Annotated in this window: 19 protein-coding genes and 1 pseudogene; 11 read left to right on the top strand and 9 right to left on the bottom strand. The window is 75.4% G+C overall.

Translation table 11 applies throughout. The features are described from left to right. Nucleotides 1–48: 48 nt before the first annotated feature. Nucleotides 49–921, bottom strand: coding sequence for a hypothetical protein (locus AB0C76_RS01465; RefSeq protein ID WP_359957821.1), 873 nt, complete (start codon nt 919–921; stop codon nt 49–51). Between the two features lie 147 nt (nt 922–1,068). Between AB0C76_RS01465 and AB0C76_RS01460 the strand changes: the two genes are divergently transcribed. From AB0C76_RS01460 to AB0C76_RS01450, 3 genes are all read left to right on the top strand, one after another. After that, nucleotides 1,069–1,497 carry a pyridoxamine 5'-phosphate oxidase family protein gene (locus AB0C76_RS01460; RefSeq protein ID WP_359957819.1) on the top strand — a complete coding sequence of 143 codons (429 nt, stop codon included), beginning with the start codon at nt 1,069–1,071 and terminating at the stop codon, nt 1,495–1,497. A 151-nt stretch (nt 1,498–1,648) separates the two neighbouring features. Continuing rightward, nucleotides 1,649–2,101, top strand: a complete 453-nt coding sequence (locus AB0C76_RS01455; RefSeq protein ID WP_359957817.1) for a MaoC family dehydratase — start codon at nt 1,649–1,651, stop codon at nt 2,099–2,101. Between the two features lie 393 nt (nt 2,102–2,494). Further along, nucleotides 2,495–3,646, top strand: a complete 1,152-nt coding sequence (locus AB0C76_RS01450) for an MBL fold metallo-hydrolase (RefSeq protein WP_359958102.1) — start codon at nt 2,495–2,497, stop codon at nt 3,644–3,646. A 91-nt stretch (nt 3,647–3,737) separates the two neighbouring features. Here the strand turns inward: AB0C76_RS01450 and AB0C76_RS01445 are convergent, their stop codons facing one another. Beyond that, entirely contained in the window at nt 3,738–6,482 is a 2,745-nt protein-coding gene (locus AB0C76_RS01445) for a DUF6493 family protein (protein WP_359957815.1), read from the bottom strand. Further along, on the bottom strand, nt 6,479–7,873 hold the full coding sequence (locus AB0C76_RS01440) for an SWIM zinc finger family protein (protein ID WP_359957812.1): 1,395 nt from the start codon (nt 7,871–7,873) through the stop codon (nt 6,479–6,481). The genes AB0C76_RS01445 and AB0C76_RS01440 overlap by 4 nt, the downstream gene beginning before the upstream one ends. 135 nt (nt 7,874–8,008) lie before the next feature. Between AB0C76_RS01440 and AB0C76_RS01435 the strand changes: the two genes are divergently transcribed. Together AB0C76_RS01435 and AB0C76_RS01430 are read left to right on the top strand one after the other, a co-directional pair. Then, on the top strand, nt 8,009–8,908 hold the full coding sequence (locus AB0C76_RS01435) for an acyl-CoA thioesterase II (protein ID WP_359957809.1): 900 nt from the start codon (nt 8,009–8,011) through the stop codon (nt 8,906–8,908). A 141-nt stretch (nt 8,909–9,049) separates the two neighbouring features. Next, a complete protein-coding gene (locus tag AB0C76_RS01430; RefSeq protein WP_359957806.1) occupies nt 9,050–9,772 on the top strand; it encodes a TetR/AcrR family transcriptional regulator in 723 nt (240 codons plus the stop codon). Here AB0C76_RS01430 and AB0C76_RS01425 read toward each other — a convergent pair. Then, nucleotides 9,769–10,911 carry a sulfite oxidase gene (locus tag AB0C76_RS01425; protein WP_359957803.1) on the bottom strand — a complete coding sequence of 381 codons (1,143 nt, stop codon included), beginning with the start codon at nt 10,909–10,911 and terminating at the stop codon, nt 9,769–9,771. The genes AB0C76_RS01430 and AB0C76_RS01425 overlap by 4 nt on opposite strands. A 352-nt stretch (nt 10,912–11,263) precedes the next feature. Here AB0C76_RS01425 and AB0C76_RS01420 point away from each other — a divergent pair, with 352 nt between their 5' ends. The 4 genes and pseudogenes from AB0C76_RS01420 (at nt 11,264) to AB0C76_RS01405 (ending at nt 13,915) form a co-directional block, all read left to right on the top strand. Beyond that, nucleotides 11,264–12,055: an alpha/beta fold hydrolase gene (locus AB0C76_RS01420; RefSeq protein WP_359957800.1), complete on the top strand. Its 792-nt coding sequence runs from the start codon at nt 11,264–11,266 to the stop codon at nt 12,053–12,055. A 72-nt stretch (nt 12,056–12,127) separates the two neighbouring features. After that, on the top strand, nt 12,128–12,499 hold the full coding sequence (locus AB0C76_RS01415) for a MerR family transcriptional regulator (RefSeq protein ID WP_359957797.1): 372 nt from the start codon (nt 12,128–12,130) through the stop codon (nt 12,497–12,499). A gap of 207 nt (nt 12,500–12,706) precedes the next feature. Further along, nucleotides 12,707–13,578: pseudogene (locus AB0C76_RS01410) on the top strand (BCCT family transporter); the annotation flags it as partial. A gap of 154 nt (nt 13,579–13,732) precedes the next feature. Further along, nucleotides 13,733–13,915, top strand: a complete 183-nt coding sequence (locus AB0C76_RS01405) for a hypothetical protein (RefSeq protein ID WP_359957794.1) — start codon at nt 13,733–13,735, stop codon at nt 13,913–13,915. A gap of 160 nt (nt 13,916–14,075) precedes the next feature. Here the strand turns inward: AB0C76_RS01405 and AB0C76_RS01400 are convergent, their stop codons facing one another. Beyond that, nucleotides 14,076–15,803, bottom strand: coding sequence for a DUF2398 family protein (locus tag AB0C76_RS01400; RefSeq protein ID WP_359957791.1), 1,728 nt, complete (start codon nt 15,801–15,803; stop codon nt 14,076–14,078). Between the two features lie 500 nt (nt 15,804–16,303). Here AB0C76_RS01400 and AB0C76_RS01395 point away from each other — a divergent pair, with 500 nt between their 5' ends. Continuing rightward, nucleotides 16,304–16,996 (top strand): lysoplasmalogenase, encoded by a 693-nt coding sequence (locus AB0C76_RS01395; protein WP_359957789.1) that lies wholly within the window; start codon nt 16,304–16,306, stop codon nt 16,994–16,996. 123 nt (nt 16,997–17,119) lie between these two features. Here the strand turns inward: AB0C76_RS01395 and AB0C76_RS01390 are convergent, their stop codons facing one another. From AB0C76_RS01390 to ggt, 3 genes are all read right to left on the bottom strand, one after another. Next, the gene (locus tag AB0C76_RS01390) at nt 17,120–17,737 is read right to left on the bottom strand and encodes a hypothetical protein (protein ID WP_359957786.1); all 618 of its coding nucleotides are present in this window, start codon (nt 17,735–17,737) and stop codon (nt 17,120–17,122) included. Between the two features lie 153 nt (nt 17,738–17,890). Then, nucleotides 17,891–18,694, bottom strand: coding sequence for an exodeoxyribonuclease III (locus AB0C76_RS01385; protein WP_359957783.1), 804 nt, complete (start codon nt 18,692–18,694; stop codon nt 17,891–17,893). Nucleotides 18,695–18,809: 115 nt separating this feature from the next. Beyond that, on the bottom strand, nt 18,810–20,597 hold the full coding sequence (ggt, locus tag AB0C76_RS01380) for a gamma-glutamyltransferase (RefSeq protein ID WP_359957780.1): 1,788 nt from the start codon (nt 20,595–20,597) through the stop codon (nt 18,810–18,812). 257 nt (nt 20,598–20,854) lie between these two features. Here ggt and AB0C76_RS01375 point away from each other — a divergent pair, with 257 nt between their 5' ends. Then, nucleotides 20,855–21,538, top strand: coding sequence for a hypothetical protein (locus AB0C76_RS01375; RefSeq protein WP_359957778.1), 684 nt, complete (start codon nt 20,855–20,857; stop codon nt 21,536–21,538). A 125-nt stretch (nt 21,539–21,663) separates the two neighbouring features. Here the strand turns inward: AB0C76_RS01375 and AB0C76_RS01370 are convergent, their stop codons facing one another. Further along, complete coding sequence (locus AB0C76_RS01370) at nt 21,664–22,725, bottom strand: ROK family glucokinase (RefSeq protein ID WP_359958099.1); 1,062 nt, start codon at nt 22,723–22,725, stop codon at nt 21,664–21,666. Nucleotides 22,726–22,886: the final 161 nt, after the last annotated feature.

Below are 22,886 nucleotides of genomic sequence, written 5' to 3'. Positions count from 1 at the left end.
TTCTTCGCCAACCCACCCCATCACGGCAACACCTCGGGCCCCCTGACCTTACGCGGAAGGCGGATCCGTCGGGGCACTTTCGCGCCACAGGACGGCCAACAGTTCTTCGGAAAGCGACAATCCGGCCAATGCGCCCCGCACCGCCGCCCGATTGCGCATCAAGAGGCGCCCGCCCTGCGGCGGAACGAGCAGGCGCGCGCCCGGCGCACCCGAACTTCCGGCCGGTTCCGCGCCGTCCACGACCGCGGCGACGGCGGGCTGGAGGTCCAGCGGCCCCACGGCGGCCGGCGCCCCCGGCAGGCCCTGGCGCAGCACGGTGGTGAGGGCGTGGCTGAACGATCCGTCACCGCCCGGCAGGACGGCGTCCCGGCCGCGTCTACCGGGGACGTAACGGCCGATCCGGCCCCAGAGCGGGACGCGCGAGTAGCTCAGCAGTTCGCCCGCGCCCTCCTGGCCGGAACGGGTGTCGGCACCGCGTTCGAACGCCGCCCAGGTGTCCCGGTCGGCGACGGCGTCGACGAGCAGCAGCGCCTCCTCCTGGTCGCCGTGCACCATGGCGCTGACCACCCAGTCCCAGGCGAGGCCGCGCCGGTAGGCGTTGTCGGCGGTGCTGCCGGCCGTGACCAGGGCGATCCGGCGCCCGCGCGGGTCGGCGACCAACTGGCCGAGCAGGCAGACCACCAGCCAGCGGCCGGGGTGCTGGGCGGCCGAACGGACGGCGGTGAGCATCGCGTTGGCGTCCGCGTCCGGCGCGACGGCGGTGACCCGACAGCCCCCCGCGCCGGCGTCGAAGCACATCCCGGGCAGTTCCCCGGCGAGCAGGCGGGCACCGTCCGGCGCGTGCGCCGACCCGCCGAAAGCCCTGTCGGGGCCGCCGTCCGCCCCGATCACCACCAGATCGACCCCACCGGCCATCAGCACGCCCCCTCCTCGCCGGCCCCGGCGCACCCGGGGCCGCCCGCCGGGCAGGCTACCGCCCCCGACCGCCGCCGACGGGGCTCCCGGCCCCTTCGCTCCGGGACCATGGGCCCTATCGGCCCGCGCGGCGACCGGAGGACGATCGGACGCATGGAGCCCGACGACCGTGTGGAGACCCTCAGCGAGGCCGAGTGCCTGCGGCTGCTCAGCACCGTGCCCGTCGGGCGCGTGGTGTACACCGAGCACGCGCTGCCCGCCGTCCTGCCGGTCTCCTTCGAGGTCGTGGACGGGCGGTTGCTGCTCGCCGTGCGCCGGGGGAGTGCGACCGCGCGCGGGCTCGACGGCACCGTGGTGGCGTTCCAGGCGGACCTCCTGGACCCGGTCACCCGCACCGGGTGGAGCGTGCTGGTGCACGGGCGGGCCGACGCGGTCGGCGACCCCGAGCAGGTGCGGCGGGCGCTGCGCTCCGGGCTGCGCCCGTGGGTGGGGGATCCGGAACCGATGTACTTCGCGCTGGTGCCGGAGTTGGTGAGCGGGCGCCGGCTGCTCCCGGCCGGACACGGCGTGCTCTGGTCCTGAGGAGTGCTGCGGCTCCAAGGCGCTGAGCTGCGGGTTCCGTGTCCGCCCCGGATGAGGTGCGGGGCCCGCTCCTGACAGGTACCCGGGAGTAGGCATACCCTGCCGACGTCCTGATCACCGGGCTGCGGCCCGTCCCCCTCCAGGAGCGACCGTGACGAGCTTCGCCTCCCTCGCCGACCTCACCGCCGCCGTCGGCACCGAGCTGGGCACCAGCCAGTGGCACACGATCGAGCAGCGGCAGATCGACCTGTTCGCCGAGGCGACCGGCGACCACCAGTGGATCCACGTCGACCCGCAGCGGGCCAAGGAGAGCAGGTTCGGCTCGACGATCGCGCACGGGTACCTGACGCAGTCGATGATCCCGGTGCTCGCCAAGGAGTGCTACAGCGTCGAGGGGGTGCGGATGGCGCTCAACTACGGATCGGAGAAGGTGCGCTTCCCGGCGCCCGTGCCGGTGGGCACCGCGATCCGGGCCACCGCCGAGCTCGTCTCGGCCACCGAGGTGCCGGGCGGGGTCCAGGCGGTCGTGCGCTTCACGATCACCAGTGCGGAGAGCGCCAAGCCGCACTGCGTCGCCGAGACGATCACCCGCTTCTACGCCTGACCACGCGCGCCGGTGCGGGGCGGCCCTGACCGGCCGGCCCGTACCGGTGGTCCGCGTCCGGGGCCCGTACCCGCACCCGGGACCACCCGTACTGCTGGGCCGCGTCCGGGGCCCGTACTCCGATTGGCCCGCACGGACGTCTCCACCAGGTCCGGACGGCTCACGAGGCGTAATCTCCGACGAGATGGTTGTCGCACCGCATGGGGGCCGCGCCCGGCCCGCCCCGTGGTGCGCCCCCCGGCATGCCCGGTAGCCGTGACCGTCCCTGGAGGAGCCGTGCCCCGCCCTGCCCCGTGGTTCTCCCGCCTCGCCGGTCTGACCTCCCAGCTCGTTCCTCCGCCCACGCACCCGGCCCGCGGCCCGGGATCCAGCTCGGGCCCCGGCCTCGCCGGACTGTCCCGCGCGGCCTGGCACCGCGTGCGGACCGAGGCCTTCGGGGCCGACCCGCGCGGCGAACGGCTGGCCCGCATCCACCGCTCCCCGCAGTTCGCCGACGGCTCCTTCCGCAACCCGCTGCCCACTCGCCGACTGGTGTACGAGCGCACCCCGCTGGAGATCACCCTCGCCCAGTTGTCGGGCGACAAGACCCGCCGGGCGCCGGCCGCCGCCGTGCCGGTGCACCGGCTCCTGCCCTCCGACCTCGCCGAGCCGCCGGAGTCCGGGCTGCGGCTCACCTGGCTCGGGCACGCGACCGTCCTCGCCGAGATCGGCGGACGCCGGGTACTGCTCGACCCGGTGTGGGGCGAGCGCTGCTCCCCGTTCGCCTGGACGGGCCCCAAGCGGCTGCACCCGGTGCCGCTGCCGCTCGCCGAACTCGGACCGGTGGACGTGGTCGTCGTCTCGCACGACCACTACGACCACCTCGACATGGCGACCGTCCGCGCGCTCAACGGGACGGGCGCGGTGTTCGCGGTGCCGCTCGGGGTCGGCGCGCACCTGGAGCACTGGGGGGTGCCGGCCGCGCGGATCGTCGAGCTGGACTGGTGGGAGTCGGCCGAGGTCGCCGGGCTGACCCTGACGGCCACGCCCGCCCGGCACTACTGCAGCCGGGGACCGCGCACGAGCGCGCTGTTCCTGTGGGCGTCCTGGGTGGTGGCCGGCGGCGGGCACCGGGTCTTCCACAGCGGGGACACCGGCTACTTCCCCGGCTTCGCCGAGATCGGGCGTCGACTCGGGCCGTTCGACGCGACGATGATGCAGGTCGGAGCGTACAGCGACTTCTGGCCGGAGGTCCACATGACGCCCGAGGAGGGCGTACGGGCGCACCTGGACCTGGGCGGCGAACTGCTGCTGCCGATCCACTGGTGCACCTTCAACCTCGCGCTGCACCCGTGGGAGGAACCGGCCGAGCGAGTGGTCACGGCCGCCCACGCGCTCGGCGCCCACCTCGCCGTACCCCGCCCGGGCAAGCCGTTCGAACCGGTGAACCCCCCGGCCCTACGGCTGTGGTGGCGGGCGGTCGCGGCGGCGGCGCGCGGGAGCGTCGACCCGGTGGTGGTGCGGGAGACGGGTTTCAGCGAACAGATTTCAAAATCTGTTCGCTGAAATCTGTTATCTGTCATCTGCCTCCTGTCATCTGTCGCCCGTCGCCGCCCACCGACGTCCGCCCGCCGCCTTGCGCCCTACGCCCTACGCCCTACGCTCCCAGGACGTCCCGCAGCGCCCGGGCCTCCTTCACGACCCGGCCCGAGCCGCCCTTCGCCGCCGCGCCCGTCACCTCGGCGATCGCACCGCGCGCCCCCGTCCGGCGGGCGCAGTCGGCGGCCAGCGCGACGAGGTCGCCGAGGCCGCGCACGCCCTGGTCCCCCGCCAGCAGGACGGGCAGCGCGGCACCGAGCACCGACCACACCGTCGCGTACGCCCCCGTCCCGGCCGCGAGGCCCAGCGCCGAGGCGAGCCGGGTGAGCTTCACCGCACCGCACTCGACCAGCGCGCCCAGCTCCCGCCCGAGGAGCGCGCCGTCGAGGTCGCCGCGGGCGGCCAGTACGAGCAGCGCGTCGACGGCCGCCGTCCGGTCCTCCGCGTGCCGGGCACCGAGCCCGTACCCGAGGACCAGGTGCAGCGCGAGCCCCGCCCGCCCGCCTGCCTCGGCGAGCACGGGCAGCACCGGCCCGGCCCCGCGCTCGTCGAGGTCGGCCGCCGCGGCGAACCAGTCGAGCCAGCGGGCGGCCAGCTCCTCGCGGTGCCACGGCAGCATCGCCGCCCAGTGCGCCGTCGGCGTCCACAGCCACTGCCGCTGCGCCCGGACCCGCGCCACGCTCGGCTCGGTGCCGTCCAGCAGCGCCCGGAAGTCGCCCGCGAGCCGCTCGCCCGCCGGCCCCTCGGGCCCGGCGCCGAGGCCCGGCTGGGCGACGGCGACCCGGTGCAGGTCCTCCCACCAGCGCTCGCCGTAGAAGTGCGAGCTCCGCGCGCCCCGGCCGGGTGCGAAGACCACCCGCTCCGACGGCTGGGCGGGCAGGCCGCCGCCGCGCAGCCACTGCGCCACCCACCGCCCGGCGGGCGTGGGCACCGCCTCCGCCGCGCGGAGCACGCCGGTATCGGCCGGCCCGACCCGCAGCAGCGCCGAGCACAGGTCCGCCTGGCCCGGCGTGACGCCCGCCGCCGCGTACCCGGCCAGCCGCTCGACCAGCGCCGCCGCGTCCAGCGCGCCGGTCGCGTCGGTGGGCGTGGCCAGCAGGTACGGCGGCCGGTTCGCGGTCACCTGCCACGCCGCCTCCTCCAGCCGGGCGGCGAGCACCCGGCCGTACGGCGTCGTGTGGTCGCCGCGCAGCGGGGAGCGGCCCTTGCCGCCGAGGAACTCCCAGAGCCGGTGCGGCGGCGTCCGGCCGGCCGCCGCCGTCGCCACGTGGAGGACGCCCTCAGGACCGCAGTCCTGCCAGCGCCCGACGCCGTTCCACTCGTGCACCCGCAGGACCGGCCCCAGCGCCTCGACGAGCGCGGCCCGGTCCTCGCAGGCGTGCCGCACGAGCCCGTCCAGGACGCGCTCGAACACCGCGACCTCCGGCGCCGAGGACGCGAGCAGCGCCGACAGCTCCTCCGCGACCTCCGCCGCCGAGGCGATCGGCGCCCCGAGCGGCAGCGGCTCGGGAACGGGCGGCAGCAGCTCGTTCCACCCGGTGTCCGGGTCGTCCCCGCCGACCGGCGCACCGAACAGCTCACCCGCCCGCGGATGATGGACGGGGTTCAGCCCCTCTGCGGCGAAGAGGAGTTCGGGCAGCACCGCGCTCCCGGCCGCCTTGAGGTGACGGGCCACCACGTTCAACGCCCGCTCCTGGACGCCCGCGTCCGGGTGCCCGAACGCCCCGGACGCGGCGAGCACCACCGCGCCCGCACGCTCCGGCGAGCGCCGGGCCGCCTTGTCCAGCCACCCCAACTGCGCGCGCACCAGCTTCTTCTCCGCCCGGAACAGCACCACCGCCGAGGCCTCGCCCAGCAGTTCGGGCTCCACCAACCCGGCCTCGTCCAGCCCGGCCAGCACCTCCTGCGCGTACCCGGCGATGACCGCCAGACCGTCCAGCATCGCCACCAAGTCCCGTGCCCGCCCGGCGAACTCCTCACGCGTGGGCGCGAGGGCGCGCAACACGTCCAGGAAGACGCGCTGGTCGGGGAGTCTCCCGCCGCGCAGCAGCCGGGCCAGGCAGCGGTCGAGCACCTCGCCGCGCTCCAGCGTTCCGGACGTCGCGAGCTCCGCGACGGCCTCGGCGAACACGTCCCCGGGCCGGGGGCTGAGCCGCCAGGACAACAGCCCTCCGACGTCATCGAGTTCGAAGACCCTCGGCATCAGCACGGGGGTGAAGGCGTCGGCGCGCAGCTCATCCGCGAGCGTCGGACGCGGGCCGGTGGCGCCGACGATCTTGCCGTCCACCCACTGCCGGACGAACGGCTCGCTCTGCGGCACCGCGCACCCGGTGCGCCGCACCACGGCCTCGACCACCGGATGGAGCGACCAGCCCCAGCCCGGCGCAGCCCGCTCGGCGAGCCGCGCGGCCACCTCGACCTGCCACTCCACCGGCTGCGCCTCGACGACCACGGCCAGCTCCCGGGGCAGCGTGCCGCTGCGCCCGCCGAAATCCCGCCCGCCGATCCAGGTGGCCGCACCGGCCGGGCCCGCGTGGCAGCCGGCCCCGGCGACCAGCAGGGCAGCGGCCCGCGCGTTCGCGAGGTTCGACCACTCGCCGCGGATCTCCCGGCGCTGCTCCTTCAGCCCGGGCACGCAGGCCCGCCGCTGCGCCGGGTCAAGCGCGGCGAGCAGTCCGGGCACCGCCTTCACCGACCCGCTCCGGACGGCCGCCAGCAGCTCGCCCACGCCGTCCGCCGCGTTCGCTGCGTCCACCACGTCCGCCGCGCCCGCCGCGCCCGCCACCGATGCCACCGCGTTCACGCCCCGGCCTCCTTGCCGTCCCGTACGATCCCCACCGCGAGCGCGTGCTTGCACGGCCCGCGCCCGCCGCGGTACTTGGCCCACCACAGGCAGGTGCAGCTCACCCGGCCCGCCTCGTCCGTCCGCACCCGCTGGACGTGGTCGTCCACCGTGACGACGGCCGTCGCACCGCCCTCCTCCAGCCGCACCGCGCCCGCCGCGACGAGCGCCCGCGCGGCCCGCAGCCGCGGGTTCGCCGCCTCGGCCCGCCCGGCGTCGTACGGGAGCTGCCGGTGGAAGTGGGCGGCCTCGGCGGTGTCGTAGCCGATCTGCCCGGCGGTGCCGAGCCTGGTGAGCGCGGCCCGCACCCGCTCCGGGGTGAGCCCGGACTGCTCGGCCAGGTCGGCGACCTCGATCCGCGGCTCCCACGCGAGCAGGACGGAGACGAGCTCGGCGTCCCGCTCGACGGTGCCGGCGGCCAGGGCCCCGAGCACACCACCCTCGCCGGAGAAACCGCGCGAGGCGTCCGGGGAGAGCGTCAGCGTCAGCCGCATGCCCGGCAGCACGACCTCCCACGCGGAGGCCGCCGGGCCGGCCGGGGCCGCACCGGCCGCCGGCCCGTACACCCGCAGCGCGAGCGCGTGCCGCAGCACCCGCTGGAGCGCGACCAGCCGCTCGGGGCCGGGCAGGCAGACCGCGCCGGGCACCGGACGGGTGGTCGGCCGCAGGGTGCGCCCGGCCGGCACGACCCACCCGACGCCGCTGCGCCCGCCGCTGCGCCCTCCGCGCGGCAGCGAGCGCAGGAAGCGGACCGCCTCCGCCGCGGGCAGCTCGGCCCGCAGGTCGAAGCCGGCGGCGATGACCTGCGTCTCGGCGAAGCCGCGCAGCCAGCGCTCGGGCAGCGGCACCTTCTTCTCCACCACCGGCCCGTCGAAGGTGGTGACCTCCAGCGCGTCCGGCCCGACCGCGAGGTGCAGCGGCTCGGCCGGGCCTATCCGCGTGAGGGCCTCGCGCAGCGGGTTGTTGACGTCCACGTTGGTGGTGCCGTGGCCGATGTCGTCGCCGTCGAGTCCGGCCTCCAGCACGTCGAGCCGGGCGTAGACGCCGCAGCAGCCGGAGAAGGACTCGAAGCGCAGCCGGTCCCCGTTGGCGGTGACCACCGGGTCGAGCGAGGCGCGCAGCTGCGGCTGGTAGTAACGCGCGGCGGCGACGTCCGCGACCGCGAGCAGCGCGGCGGCGGCCGGCGCCGGGTCGGCGAGGAAGCCCGCGAAGAACCGCGGGTTGGCCGCCGCGCCGAGCGGCGTGGCCCCGCCCGAGGTGGCCAGGTCGAGCCGCCGACCGGCACCCGCGGCGTCCGGATCGAGGACGGCGGAGGGTCGCAGATAGGCGTACGCGTGTGCGGATTGCGTCATGCCGAGCACGCTAGGTGAGGGCACTGACAATTCCTCACCCACATCCTCGACTGAAACAGGTTCTACATCTGTTTCGCCCCCTTGAGGGTTACCCACGTCACACCGCCACCGGTTGGCATCTGCCACTATGGGCCCGTGACCGACCTGACCGAACAGGCGAGACGAGCCGACGCCCCGGCCGGCTCCTTCGCCACGCTGCTGAAGATCGAGCGGCTGGACGAGAACACGTTCCGGGGCCGCTGCCACGCCGGGGCGCCGATGCGCGCGTTCGGCGGACAGGTCGCCGCGCAGGCGCTGACCGCCGCCGGGCGCACCTGCGACGGCGAACGCGCGGTGCACTCGCTGCACAGCTACTTCCTGCTGCCCGGCGACCCGACCGAGCCGATCGACTACGAGGTCGACCGGGTCCGCGACGGCATGTCCTACACCACCCGCCGCGTCACGGCGGTGCAGAACGGGAACGCGATCTTCACGCTCTCCGCGTCCTTCAAGCGCCCCGAGCCGGCCGCCGACCGCCACCGCCCGGCGCCCCCCGTGCCCGGCCCCGACGGTCTGCCGGACGCGTTCTCGCTCTGGGAGCCGGCCGCCCGCGAGGCCCTCGCCCGCACCGAGGGCTTCCGCGAGCTCGAACTGCGCTTCGTCCCGGACGACGCGCCCGGCCTGCCGGAGGCCGTCCCGGGGATGCCGCAGCAGTTCGTCTGGCTGCGCACCGGCTCCCCACTGCCGGACGGCGACCCGCTCCTGCACACGTGCGCGCTCACCTACCTGTCCGACCTCACCCTCGCGTCCACCGCCGGACTGCACGTGCAGCCGAACTTCTTCCGGCGCATCGAGCCGCCCCGGCTGCTGATGGCCTCGCTGGACCACGCGATGTGGTTCCACCGCCCGTTCCGGGCCGACGAGTGGCTGCTGTTCGCCCAGCGCAGCCCGTCCTCCTCGGACGGCCGGGGGCTGTCGCTCGGCGAGTTCTACGACCGGGACGGGCGGCTCGTCGCCTCGGCCGTGCAGGAGGCGCTGATCCGGGAACGGCGCTGAGCCGGGCCCTGCCCGGCGACCGGCACCGCCCTGCTCACCGCCGTCCCGGGCCTCCCCGGCACGGCGGTGACCGCCCGGCGAACGGAAGGGGGCCGGTCGGCGTCATACTCCTGAGCGGCCCCGGCCCGTATCATGGTGCGGGTGACCAAGGTTGACCTGTCACCACGGCCGGTGGAGACGATGTCTCCGCGTCAGCTCGAACGCCGCGAAAGCCTGATCGCGGCGGCGCTCGCCCTGGTGAACGAGATCGGCGTCGAGCGACTGCAGATGAAGCAGGTCTGCGAGCGGTCCGGAGTCGCCCTGGGGACGGCGTACCGCTACTTCTCCTCCAAGGACCACCTCCTGGCGGCGGCGATCGCCGAGTGGCACCGCCTGCTGCTGGCCGACCTGGTGGCCGAGCTTCGCGGGCCACGCGCCGGACTGGGTGCCACGGACCGGGCGGTGCGGTTCGTCCGCGGCGGAATGCGCGCCTACCAGCGCCAGCCCGAGCTGGCACGGCTGCGGGTGGCCGTCGCCGCGTCCACCGACCCCTTCGCCAGCGAGGCACTGCAGGGCATGGCCCGGGCCGACAGCGCCGCGCTCCAGGCGCTGATGGGCGAGGTGCCCGGCGCCGCGAGCGACCTCGTGCGGCACATCGTGGGCCACGCCTGGCAGGGCGAGCTGACCGCGTGGGTGACCGGCCGGACGACGCTCGGGGACGCCAGGCGGCGCCTGGAGGACGTGGTGCGGCTGGTCCTGGCCCCGTACGAAACGCCCTACCCGGCTCCCTACGAGGTCCAGACCGCGGTCCCGTCGACCGCGGTCCAGACCACCGGCGTACCGGCCGGCGCGGTCCAGACCACGCCGGTCCCGACCACCGCCTAGGCCCGGCCCCCGGCGGGCGCCGGTCCCGCGACCACCGTCACCGGGTGGGCCACCACCGCGCCGAACAGGTAGCCCTCCCGGTTGAACTCCGCCGAGCGCGGCTGCGTAGCGCCCCGGCGGTCCGTCGCTCGGGCGAGCAGCTCGTGGCGGCCGGGCCCCGTGGGGCGCCAGGCGATGCTCCAGCGCGTCCAGTCGCGGGCGCGCGGCTCGTCGTGCAGCTCGGCGCGGCGCCACGTCCGACCGCCGTCGTCGCTCACCTCCACCCGGAGCACCGCGGCCCCGCCGGACCACGAGCGGCCGTGCAGCCGGTGGGTGTGCCCGGCCGCGAGCACGGCGCCCTCGGCGAGCTCGAAGGCGCACTTCGGCACCTGCCGGGTCAGCGGGGCGCCGCCGGTCGACGGGTGGCCGCGGCCGAACATCCGGTAGAAGTCGGTGTTCCAGGGCGAGGACAGCGGCCGGTCGGCGACCTCGATCGAGCCGAGCCACTTGATCGACGCGATGCCCACCCAGCCCGGCACCACCAGGCGGGCCGGCGCGCCGTGGTCGGGCGTCAGCGGTTCGCCGTTCATCCCGTAGGCGAGCAGCACGTCGTCCAGCGCCTTGGCGAGCGGCAGCGGACGGCGCACCGGGCCGTGGTCGACGCCGTCGCGGACGTAATGCGGGTCGAGGCCGACCGGCAGCAGGTCGACCGCCCCGGGGCCCAGCCCGGCCTCGCGCAGCACGTCCGCGAGCCGGACGCCGTACCAGCTCGCGGAGCCGACGCCGCCGAGCGCCCAGGGCGTGCCCGGGACGCGCTGGTGCTGGCGGCTCGCGTAGTAGCTGCGGCCGTTCCCGGCGCACTCGATCAGGGCGCTGACCCGGGTGCGCGGCAGGGCCCGGAGGTCGTCGAGGGAGAACTCGACCGGCCGGTCGGCGGACGGGGAGCCGCGCAGACCGGTGCCGAACAGCCGCAGCCGCCACGTGCCGGGGTCGATCAACGGGGTACGGGTGTGGTTGCGGACGAAGAACCGTTCCACCGGGACGTGCCGGCCGATCGCCGCGCCGCCGTCCGCGCCGCGCAGCGCGTCCCAGCGCATCTCGGCGTTGGTGTCGTGCGGCACGAACCACGCCGCGGGCAGCGGCTTGGCGATCCCGGGCACGCGAACGAACTCCTGGACGGGCTCGTGGACGGACTCAGAGTCGGACCCAGAGTCGGACTCACGGACGGACTCGTGGGCGGATTCGCCGATGGACTCACGGACGGGCTCGCGGGCGGATTTCCGAACGGACACCTCGGCTGGTGCGTGGGCTGGCGCATGGACGTCATCGGCCATGGGCGGACTCCTTCCCTCCGGACGGAAGGCACTGTGCGCCACCGTTCCGTCACGCTCCGGATGGTACGGCCACGCCCGGCCCCCCGGTAAGACGGCCGGGGGCTTGACCTTCTCACCGGTGTGAACACCTACCGTACGGACGAGCCGAGCCCCGCACCCACCGACAGGAGCACCCGCGATGGCATCCACCCCCTTCCCCCCGCTCGCCCGGATCGTCCGCGGCACCGGCCCCGGCCTGCTGCTCGCCCACGGCGCCGGCGGCAGCGCCCGGGACAACTGGGGCCCGCTGCTGACCGACCTCGCCGCCCACCGCACCGTCGTCGCCCCCGACTACCCGGGCTCCGGCGACACCCCGTACGAGCCCGGCGAGCCCACCCTCGACGACCTCGCCGACCGGCTCGTGGCGACCGCCGACGAGGAGGGCCTCGACACCTTCGACCTGGCCGGCTACTCGCTCGGCGCCGCCGTCGCCGTCCGCGCCGCCACCCGCCACCCCGGGCGGGTCCGCTCGCTGCTGCTCCTCGCGGGCGTGGCCGGCGGCTCGGCGCGGCTGCGACTGCTGGCCGACCTCGCCATCGACCTCGCCGACCGCCCGGCCGACCTGACCCGTCTGATGCTCACCGTCGTGCTCGGCGGGACGTGGATCGACGCGCTCTCCCCCGACGACCTCGCGTTCCTGCGGGAGTCGCTCAACTCGCCCGTCCCGCCGGGCTTCCGACAGCAGTTCCGGCTGGCGGGCCGGGCCGACGTACGCGCGGAGCTCGCCGCGATAGCCGTGCCGGCCCTGGTCGTCAGCACCGCCGAGGACCAGCTCGTGCCGCCCGGCCAGCACCGCCTCCTGGCCGACGGGATCCCCGGCGCCCGCCTCGCCGAGATCCCCTGCGGCCACCTCCCCGTGGTCGAGCGGCTGCCCGAACTGCGCTCCGTGGTGCTCGACTTCCTCAAGGAGCTGGACGCCACGGCCGCCTAGCACCGTGGGCACCCCGGGGAGCAGCGGGCAACGGCGGGGAACACCGCCCGCCGACGGGACGTTCGCCCGGTCATGCGCATCGGAGAAGTCTCCCGCCTGACCGGGGTGTCCACCCGCCTGCTCCGCTACTACGAGGAGCAGGGCCTGCTCGAACCGGCCCGCTCCGCCGCCGGCTACCGCGAGTACGCCGAGGCCGACACCGTCCGGGTGCGGCAGATCCGCAGCCTGCTCGCGGCCGGCCTGTCCACCCGTGTCATCGCCGAGATCCTCCCCTGCGCCACCGGCCCGGTCCCGGCCCTGGAGGCCTGCCCGGACCTGCTCGCCACGCTGCGCGGCGAACTCGCCGACATCGACTCGCGCATCGACGAGCTGACCCGAAGCCGCCAGGCCCTCGCCCGCTACCTCACCACCGCGCACGCCCCGACGCACGAGTACGCGGCCTGACCACCGCGCACGCCCCCGCGCACCAGTACGCGGCCTGACCCTCCGCCGGCGAGCGGCGGTGACGGGACGTGAGTGCCCTCTCGCCGCCTCCCCGGCGCGCCCTCCGCGCCCGCGCGGTGCGAACCGGACATAGTGCGACATGCAGCCGAATCCCCGTCATATCGCCGCCGTCCCGGTCCGCCCCGCGAGGTACGAGAGGTAGGCCCGATGAGCACCCAGCCGCCGCAGTCCGAGCCCCGCCCCAAGGGCCCGGACGAACCCGCTGCGACCCTCCCCGTCGACCGGGTGGTGTTCGGGGTCGGCGCCGTCCTGGTCCTGGCTGTGGTCGCCTGGGGAATCTTCGCCGAGGACTCCCTCGGCCGGACCTCGAAGACGGCGCTCGACTGGGTCCTGCACACCTTCGGCTGGCTGTTCGTCGTCGCCGCCGACGTGTTCCTCGCCCTCACCGTCCTGCTGGCCTTCAGCCGCTTCGGCCGCATCAGGCTCGGCCGCGACGACGACGAGCCCGAGTTCTCCACCCTCGCGTGGGTCGCGATGATGTTCAGCGCCGGCATGGGCATCGGCCTCATGTTCTACGGCGTCGGCGAGCCGCTGCAGCTGTTCGCCGCCCCGCAGCCCGGCTCCGGCCTCGAACCGCAGAGCGCCGCCGCAGCCCAGCAGGCCATGGAGTTCTCGTTGTTCCACTGGACCCTGCACCCGTGGGCGATCTACGCCGTCGGCGGCCTCGCACTCGCCTACACCACCTTCCGCAAGCGCCGGGGCAACCGGATCTCCTCGGCCTTCGTGCCGCTGATCGGGCAGCGCGGCGCGGACGGCTGGCCGGGGAGGGCGATCGACCTGCTCGCCGTGTTCGCCACCGTCTTCGGCTCGGCGACCTGCTGCTCGCGGGCGGGCTCACCGCCCTGCAGAACGCGACGATCCTCGTCGCGCTGCCGTTCGTCGTCGTGATGCTGCTGCTCTGCGTGTCCCTGGTGAAGGAACTGCGGGAGGACCCGGCCGCCGGGCCGACCCGTTTCCACCCGGCGGCCCACGGACTGCGGGACGCGGTCCGCGTCGCGGTCGGCGAGGCCCTCGCCGACGCGGGCCACCGAGACCGCACACCACCCGTCTGACCAGCCACGACGCCCCACCCGAGCCAGGATGGGACGTATCCGCCCCAACCGACGTCCAACCCCCGTCCGGACTTAACCCGTGCGTACCGACCGTTCATCCCGCCCTGCCACCCTCCGTGACATGAACGCCCTCCCTTCGGCGACCCACCAGGAACCGCGCTTCCCGCTCCCCCAGCGCCACCGCCGCCTGCTCGCCTGCGCCGCCGTCCTCGCCTCCATCGCCCTCGGCACCTTCGGCGTCGGCGCGACCGTGGAGACCGTCCAGCACGACACGGTGACGACGACGGCCACTGCCGGCAAGTAACCGGCCGCCCCATTGGACCCACCGGCACCGCCGTCCCCCACGGGCGCGGTGCTTTTCGCATGGCCGGACCGGGTGCGCTGGCGAGACCCCCGGAGAGACGGGCCCGGGAGGAAGGGGCCGGGAGGAAGGGGCCGGGAGGGAGGGGCCGGGAGGGAGGGCCTTACTCGCCCTCGTCGCGGCGGGAGTGGCGGCCCGTGCCCGGCGAAGGGCGGAGGTCCAGCGCGGGGGCGTAGCGGGCGGCCGGGGGGCGAAGGAGCCACGCCGGTGGCCGGGTCGCACGCGGGGCGGGGGTGATCAGGCCCAGGCGGTGCAGGAGGTCGAGGGCGTCGCGGCGCAGCGCGGTGCGGTCGGCGAGGTAGTCGCGGTGCCAGCCGGCCGGGAGGCCGTACTCGTCGGCGATGTCGCCCAGGACGCCGTCTATCAGCGCGTCGGGGATCGGCACGTCGCCGTCGGTCGGGTCGCCGGGCAGCGGGCGGACCTCCTCGACGAGGCGCTCGACGAGCAGCAGGGCCGCCTGCGACAGGGTGCCGGCGCCGGGCAGGGCGAGGTCGGTCAGTTCGTCGGCCGGGTCCAGCAGGGCCACCCCCTCGGCCCGCAACTCCGCCTCCAGGCCGAGGAATTCGCCGAGCGCGGCGGGTCCGCTGAGCCGGTGGTCGCGCAGCCAGGCACGCTGTTCGCCGGGGAGGTCGGCGGCGAGGACGGCGGGGGTCTCGGCGAGCAGGCGGCGCACGGCGGTGGCGGGTTCGGCGTCGGCGGCGCGGCGGATGAGGTCGGCGGCGCCGTCGGCGAGGGCGGGCGGGCCGGCGGGGACGGCGCGGGCGAGTTCGCGGTCGACGGTGAGCACGCAGGAGCGGTCGGCGGGGACGGCCGGGTCGTCCGGGAGGCCGTCGAGCACCTGCCAGTCGGCGAGCGCGGCGAGGGCCATGGCGCGGTCGGCGGGCGCGGCGGGCAGGTCGGGCGCGGCGGCGTGCATGGCGTCGAGCAGCCGCCGGTACGGGAGTTGCTCGGGGGCGTCGACGAGCAGGGCGAGCGCGAGGGCGAGCTGGGCGTAGCCGGCGGGGGTGAACGGGGTGCCGGTGCCGGGGTCGTGGAGGCGGCGGGCGGCGGCGGGGCCGAGGCCGGCCTTGTAGAGGCGGGCGTGCCAGGGGCCGACGACGAGGCGGTAGCCGAGCAGGGTGTCGAAGCGCTCGGTGAGCCAGTCGCGGTGACGGCGGATCAGCGGAAAGCCGTCGGCGTGCGGGCCGGAGGCGGTGACGAGGGGGTGGGCGAGCAACAGCCGGGCGGCGATGCGGCGTTCGGCGGCGGCGTCGGAGTGCGGCGGGTCCTGGGGGCCGTGGTCATGCGGGGCGTGGTCTTGCGGGGCGTGGTCATGCGGGGCGTGGTCCTGAGCATCACGCTGCTGGGCAACGCAGTCCTGGGCGTCACGCGGCTGGACGTCACGCGGCTGGATTTCGCACGCCTGCACGTCGCAGGCCTGGGCTGCGCGCCCCTCGGTCTCCCGCTCCTGGGCGGAACGATCCTGCGCACCGGGCAGCGGCCGGGTCCGCTCGGGCTTGCGGTGCCTGCCGGGCTTGCCCGCCTTGGCGCCTGAGCGCACGACGGGCAGTGCGGCGGCGTCCCGACGGGCGCGGCGCAGGCCGCGCACCGGGCGGGCCTCGCGGACGCGGCGCACGGCGGCGGCGTGCGCGGTGGGACCGTGCCACCAGCTGATGTCGGCATCGGCCGGCACGTCGGCCGGCACGCCGAAGTGCCGGGCCGGATAGAGGCCGAAGGACGCGGTGCACAGGTCGTCGGCGACACCGGGGCCTGCCGCGGCGAACCAGTGCGCGAGCCGCAGCAGCCCTGGATCCGGCGACAGCTCCTGATCCGCCGGGAACTGTCCCTTCACACCGTCAGACCTGCCGCCGGAAACGGGGGCGGACGGCGTGACGGATGCACAGGCGGTCGCGGGTGCAGCGGCGGGGGCGGGTACGGCGAGGACGGCGTCGGTGGTCCCTCGCCCCGTTCCGCCCGTGCGCCCGTCCGGCCTGCCGTCCGCCAACCGAGTGGCGGAGGCCGCGTACTCCTGCTGCTCCATGTCGGGGACCAGACTAGACGGTGGCCGGGTCACCCGTCGGCAGCAACCGGGCCCCGGGCGGACATCCCGGCCAAGTGGCCGCCCGCCCTCCGCTACGCCGCCGACGGCCCGCGGGCACCGTCACCACAGCGCCGTCGCGCCCCCGTCACAGTCCCGTCGCGCTCCTCAGGTGCCCCTCGCCGGGGTGTCATCCCCTGCCCCGGGACGGGGTTACGCACCGGTAACCCGGTCTACCGCCGCGCCGGGCGGTCGCCTAGGGTTCGAGCGCGAGACCCGTTCCCCCACCCTCATCCCCGGAGGTCAGCAGCCGCATGAGCATCAGTACGACCACCCGCGCCCTCCTCGGCGGGCGCCTGCGCTCGACCACCGGCCTGCTGGGCGGCTTCGCGGCCACCTCGGCGGCACACCTCGGCGCGATCCTCTCCGGCACCCCGGCGCTCCGCAACGCCACCAAGCCCGCCCTGATGCCCCTGCTGGCCGCGCACAGCGCCTCGGCGGCGACGGCGGCGCAGCGGGAGGCACCGAAGCTGCTGACACCGGCGCTACTGCTGAGCGCGGGCGGGGACGTGCTGCTCCAGTTCAAGGACGACACGGCGTTCCTGGCCGGAATGGGTTCCTTCGCGGCGGCGCACGTGTGCTACGTGACGATGTTCGTGCGCCAGGGGGCGCTCACCGACCGCAAGCGCGCCCTGCTGGTGGCGGCCGCGTACGCGGGGGCGTGGGCCGGCATGATCGGGCAGCTCTGGCCGGACCTCGGGGACCTCCAGGTGCCGGTGGCGGGCTACAGCCTGCTGCTCGCCTCGACCGCCGTCACCTCGGCGGGGCTGGGCTGGCGCACCGGCCTCGGCGGGGCGCTGTTCCTGCTCTCCGACACCCTGATCGCCACCCAGCTGGCGAAGTGGCGCGAGCTGCCGGGGCATCAGTTCTGGATCATGGCGACGTACATCCTCGCCCAGTACCTGCTGGCCGACGGCGCCCTGAAGGCCGAGCAGCGGCAGGCCTGAGCCCGCCCCGAGGCCCTGGTGCCTCGGGACACCGCCGCAACCCCGTCAGACACCACCGCGCCGCCGGTCCGAGAACGGTCCGGCGGCGCGGCGGATGCGAGCGGGAGGCACGCGGAGGAGCCATCAGGCACCGCGCCTGCGCAGCAGCCAGAAGCCGCCGACCCCGCCCGCGACGAGCACCAGGCCGCCGGCCAGCTCGGCCGGGTTGCCCGCGACCGAGCCGCCGAGGCCGGTGTGGACGGTGCCGTGCGGGGCGACCTGCTGGTTCCCGGCGCCGGACTGACCGAGCGAACCGGCCCACTCCCCGGCCGCCTTGCCCCAGTCGCCCAGGCCGTTGTCGGCGCCCTTGTCGGCGCCCTTGTCGGTGCCCTTGTCCGGGCCCGTGACGGTGGTGACGGTGACGGACGTGGAGAAGGCACCGCCGTCGGGACAGGTGCCGTCGACCTTGCTGTCCCCGCCATGCTGGCCGGCCAGGCGCGCGGAGCCGCTGTGCTTGCCGTCCGGGCCCAGGGTGAGGGTGGCCGGGCCGCCCTCGAAGGCCGCCGAGTGGGCGGTGATGGTCTTCGCGTCGGGTTTGTCCGACTTCTCGCAGGAGACCGTGACCGTCACGGTCTGGCCCGGTGCGGCCTGGGACGGGCTGACCGAGGCCGCACCGTCCCTGGCGATCGCGAGGGGGGCCGTCAGACCGGTCAGTACCGTCGCGCCGATCAGGGCGGCGGCGGCCGTACGCGTGGGGCGCATGCCGGAACCTCCGGGATTCTCGGGCGCGGCCGGGGACTCCCATGTCCACGTGGTCGAACAACCGCACCCGGTCATTCACCGACGGTAGGCACCCCTTCGGCGCCCGGCCACCGCGCAGGACCGTTCGGGTTACGGGCGGTAGCCGTGCGTGACTCAGAGGTCCAGGTCGACGACCACCGGGGCGTGGTCCGAGGTGCCCTTGCCCTTGCGCGCCTCGCGGTCGACGTAGCTGTCGGTGACAGCGTCGGCGAAGGGCTGGTTGGCGTAGGTGAGGTCGATGCGCATGCCCCGGTTCTTCGGGAACGCCAGCTGGCGGTAGTCCCAATAGGTGTAGGGGCGGTCGTACTTGAGCGGGCGGGGCACGACGTCGTGCAGGCCGACCTCGCCGAGGGCCTCCAGCGCGGCCCGCTCGGCCGGGGTGACGTGGGTGAGGCCCTCGAAGGCGGCGACGTCGAAGACGTCCTCGTCGGTGGGGGCGATGTTGAAGTCCCCGAGGACGGCGAAGGGGCGCGGCCCGGCGGCGTCCTCGGCGGAGGCCTTGCGCAGGGCCTCCAGCCACTCCAGCTTGTAGCGGTAGTGCGCGTGGTCGACCTCGCGGCCGTTGGGCACGTAGACGGACCAGACCCGGACGGGGCCGCAGGTGGCGGCGATGGCGCGGGGCTCGACGTCGGGCAGCAGGGCGTCGTCGGCGAGGTAGCCGGGCTGGCCGGGCAGGTCCCGCACGACGTCGTCGAGGCCGAGCCGGGAGACGATCGCGACGCCGTTCCACCGGCCGGTGCCGTGGGCGGCCGTCTCGTAGCCGAGCGCGCGGACCTCCTCGTAGGGGAAGGCGTCGGCCGCGCACTTGAGCTCCTGGAGGCAGAGCACGTCGGGCTTGGCGCTCTCCAGCCACTCCAGGAGCTTGGGCAGCCGCGCGGTGACGGAGTTGATGTTCCAGGTGGCGATGCGGACGGTCACGGCGGGCGGCCTTCCCGGGTCGTACGGACGGCGGACGGGGCGGGCGCCCGCTGGGAGCGCCCACCCCGAACATACCGCCCGCTACCGACAATCCCGGCAGGCTCCGGTCCGCACCTCAGCCCGCGGGCCGGACCACGGCGGCCGCGCCGCCGCCGCGCCGCACGGGTTCGGCCGCGGCCACCCAGCGGCCGTCCGGCAGCCGCTCGACGCCGGTCGCGGCACCGATCTCGTCCACCGGACTGAAGCGCTGCCCGAGCGCCTCCAGCCCGGACCGCTCGGGCAGCGCGAGGAAGCCCGGCTCGGCCTGGGTGGTGGCGGTGTTGCGCTGGCTGGCGCGCGGCGCGGCGATGGCCTGCTCCAGGCTCAGGCCGCGGTCGAGGCGGCCGAGGAGCACCTGGAGGGTGGTGGTGATGATGGTCGCGCCGCCGGGGCTGCCGGTGGCGAGCAGCGGCCGGCCGTCGCGCAGCACGACGGTGGGCGACATCGACGAGCGCGGCCGCTTGCCGGGCCCGGGCAGGTTGGGGTCGGGCACGCCGGCGGCGAGCGGGGCGAAGTCGAAGTCGGTCAGCTCGTTGTTGAGCAGGAAGCCGCGGCCGGGGACGGTGATGCCGCTGCCACCGGTCTGTTCGATGGACAGGGTGTACGCGACGACGTTGCCCCAGCGGTCGGCCACGGTGAGGTGCGTGGTGTTCTGGCCCTCGTACGGCTCGGGCGCGGCCTGGCCACCGTCCGCGCACTCGGCCGGGTCGTACGGGTCGCCGGGGGCGAGCGGGCTGCCCAGGGCCTTGTCCGGGCTGATCAGGCAGGCCCGGGAGGCGGCGTAGTCGGGCGAGAGCAGTTCCTTCGTCGGCACGTCCGAGAAGCGCGGGTCGCCGACCCAGCGGTTGCGGTCGGCGAAGGCGATCCGGGAGGCCTCCAGGAAGTGGTGGTAGTACTGCGTGCTGCTGTAGCCGGAGACGTCGCCGTTCTCCAGGATGCCGAGGGCCTCGCCGACGGTGGTGCCGCCGGAGCTGGACGGGGCGATCGAGTAGACGTCGTAGTCCCGGTAGGCGACGTGCGTCGGGGCCTGGCGGCGGACCGCGTAGGAGGCGAGGTCGGCGGTGTCGACCTTGCCGGGGCGGGCGTTGCGCCCGGAGGCGGGGTCGACCGGCGGGTGCTGGAGGGTGTTGACGACGTCCCGGCCGATGTCGCCCTGGTAGAACGCCTTGGTGCCGTCCTTGCCCAACTGCCGGTAGGTGGCGGCTAGATCGGGGTTTCGCAGGACGGAACCGACCTCGGGGAGCTTGCCGCCGGGCAGGAACAGCTCGGCCGTGGCCGGGAAGTCCTTGAAGCGGCTGTAGTTGTCCTCGGTCATGCCGCGGAAGGTGGCGTTGACGACGAAGCCGTCGTCGGCGATCCGCTCGGCGGGCCGCAGGTTCTCGGCGAGCGAGCGGGTGCCCCACTGCCGCAGCGCGTCGTCCCAGGTGGCCGCGGTGCCGGGGACGCCGACCGACAGGCCGCTGGTGACGGCGTCGGGGAAGGCGAGCGGCTTTCCGCCCTCCAGGAAGAGCCCGGCGTCGGCGGTGCGGCCGGCGGTCTCGCGGCCGTCGATGGTGTGCACGCGGCCGGTGGCGTGGTCGTAGTAGACGAAGTACCCGCCCCCGCCGATCCCCGACGAGTAGGGCTCGGTGACGCCGAGGGCCGCGGCGGCGGCGACGGCCGCGTCCACCGCGTTCCCGCCCTTGCGCAGCACCTCGATCCCGGCGGCGGTCGCCTCCGCGGAGACCGTGGACACGGCCCCGCCCCACCCGACCGCCTCCGGCACGTGGGCCGGGGGCGCCACCGCCCCGGCCGGCCCGGCGACGGACCACACCAGAGCAGTCGCGAGCAACAACGGTGGCGCGAGACGGGTCAGAGCCCTCATCCCATTCCTCCTGAGTCGGCGTCAACTCCGTTGTTTCACAGGAGGTGTGATCTCGACAACCACACCGCACCGGCGAAGTGCGGCGGCCGGCCCCCGGCGGGACCTCCGGCGATCCGAAGATCACAGTCCGGAATCGATCCCCCCGGAGGCAGCGGGAATGCCTTCACCAGCCCCATACCGTATGCGGGTTCACTGCAGTTCCAACACAAGAAGGACACATCGCCGCCGTGCACCCGGTCCCGCCTCCGCCGCCCCCGATGCCCGCCGCTCCCCCGCGCCGCCCCTGGTGGCAGCACCGGGCGGTGCACCTCGGCAGCTTCCTGGTCTTCCCGTTCGCGGCGTTCGCGATCGCCTGGACCTGGCCGCGCCCCCTGTGGCGCAAGCTCCTCAGCACGGCGGTGGCGGCGTTCTGCAGCCTCGTCTGGATCGGTGCGGTCTTCGGCCCCAAGCCGGCCGACCGCACACCCGTGCCGGCCCCGAGCCCGGCCGTGACGGTGACCGCCACGGCCACGCCCACGCAGACGCCCGCGGCCACCCCGGCACCCACGCCGACCCCGACACCCACGCCGACGCCGACCGCGACGGCCGAGCCCGCCCCGGCCGAGCCTCCGGCACCCGCCCCGGCCGCGACACCGCCCGCCCCGCAGCACACGGAGGCACCCGCTCCGGCCGCCCCCAAGCCCAGCACCCCGCCCGCGACCCACCCTGCCGACGGCGGCGGAACCACGACCGGCGGCGGCTCGGGGTCCGGGTCGGGGTCCGGCAGTGGCTCCGGCTCGACCTCGGGCGGGGGCTCGACCTCGGGCGGGGGCTCCGTCGGGACCGTTCACCCCGGCGCTTTCTGCTCGCCGGCGGGCGCGCTCGGCGTCAGCAGCAAGGGCACCCCGATGATCTGCGGCCCGGCCTCGGACGGGCGGGACCGCTGGAAGGCCGCGGGCTGACCCTTCGAAAGCCGGCGGGCTGGGGATTGCCGACAGCCGGCAGCGAACAGATGACAGAAGACGAAATCTGTCATCTGTTATCTGTCATCTGTTCGCTGAAAGCTGTTCGCCGTCCCCCGCCCGCCCTACAGCGCGCTGCGCTCGACCCGGCGGCGCTTGATCGTGCGGAAGCGGCGAGCGACCTGGCGGGCGAGGTCGGCGGCGCCGACCAGGCCCGCCTCGTTGCCGAGGGCGGCGTGGACGATGGCGGCCTCGGGGCGGAAGCCGCGGCCGGTGAGGGTGCGGCGGAAGGTGTCCCGGGCGGGCCCGAGCAGGAGGTCGCCGGCCTCGGAGACGCCGCCGCCGATGACGAACCGGCCCGGGTCGAGGGCCGCGGCCAGATTGGCGATGCCGACACCCAGCCACGTGCCGACCTCGTAGAGCAGCTCGGTCGCCGTCGGGTCGCCTGCCTGCGCGGCCTCGGTGACCAGCGGGCCGGTGATGCCGTCGACGGTCCCGCCGGCGCGGGCCAGCAGCGGCTGCACCACCGGCGACTCCTCGGCGACGAGCTCGCGCGCGTCGCGCACCAGCGCGTTGCCGGAGGAGTACTGCTCCCAGCAGCCCCGGTTGCCGCACGGGCACCGGTGGCCGCCGGGCACCACCTGCATGTGCCCGAACTCGCCCGCGAGCCCGTACTTGCCGCGGTCGACGTAGCCGTCGCGCACGACGGCCCCGCCGATGCCGGTGCCCAGCGTGAGCATCACCATGTGGTCCTCGCCGCGCCCGGCACCGAAGCGCCACTCGGCCCAGGCCGCCGCGTTGGCGTCGTTCTCGACGATCACCGGGAACCGCAGCCGCTCGCTGAGCGCCTGCTGGAGCGGCTCGTTGCGCCAGTTGAGGTGGGGGGCGAAGAGCACCGTGGCGCGGTCGGCGTCCACCCAGCCGGCCGCGCCGATGCCGACGGCGTGGACGTCGTGCCGGTCGGCGAGCTCCAGCACCAGTTCGACGATCACGTCCTCGACGACCTTGGGGCTCTTGCTCTTGTGCGGGGTGTCGGTGCGCAGCTTCTCCAGCACCTTGCCCTCGCCGTCCACGACGCCCGCGACGACCTTGGTGCCGCCGATGTCGACGCCGATGGTGGGCAGTCGCAGTATCCCGGCGGGCAGGGCGCGACGGCGGCGTTCGGCGCGCGGGCCGAGGCCGAGCAGGGTGGGCAGGACGGCCGGCCGGGTGCTGCCTTGGGGGCTGTTCACGGCTTCGGACGCTCCTCACGGGTGTCGGAACTGGTGTCGGAACTGGTGTCGGAACTGGTGTCGGAACTGGTGTCGGAACTGGTGTCGGAACTGGTGTCGGAACTGGTGTCGGAACT

Source organism: Kitasatospora sp. NPDC048722 (genome assembly GCF_040650235.1).
Lineage (GTDB): Bacteria > Actinomycetota > Actinomycetes > Streptomycetales > Streptomycetaceae > Kitasatospora.
Note: the sequence above shows the minus strand (reverse complement) of the source record. Positions and strands in the feature narration are given on the sequence as shown.